The sequence below is a fragment of the Psychrobacter sp. TB20-MNA-CIBAN-0197 genome, assembly GCF_040309765.1.
Taxonomy (GTDB): domain Bacteria; phylum Pseudomonadota; class Gammaproteobacteria; order Pseudomonadales; family Moraxellaceae; genus Psychrobacter; species Psychrobacter submarinus.
The window spans coordinates 1-310 of the sequence record NZ_JBEOPC010000288.1; the positions used below are offsets into that span (position 1 = coordinate 1).

At 48.7% G+C, this 310-nt stretch carries 1 pseudogene; it reads left to right on the plus strand.

The features are described from left to right. Positions 1 to 20: 20 nt before the first annotated feature. Positions 21 to 310, plus strand: a pseudogene (locus tag AAEY83_RS13700) (acyl-CoA dehydrogenase); the annotation flags it as partial.

A 310-nucleotide genomic window follows, 5' to 3' on the forward strand; every position in this document is an offset into this window, starting at 1 on the left:
GTTTTACCAAGGAGACAGTCATGGCAGTTGGCTTATTTATTTTGGCAGTAATCATACAGTTAGCCACGGTTTTGGCCATATTTTTGCTGTCTTTATCGCGCGTCACTGGTAGTATAGTCGCCATTATTGCTGTGGTCGTGACCGCTATTATCAGTCCATGGTCGCTCATTTTGGGCATACCGATATTGCTATTGTGTCTGGTGCTGCTTGTCGCGCCTCTGCGTCAGTCACTGCTGACCAAGCCTGTTTACAAGGCACTTGCGGGTGCCATGCCTAGCATGAGTGATACGGAACGTGAAGCCCTAGATGC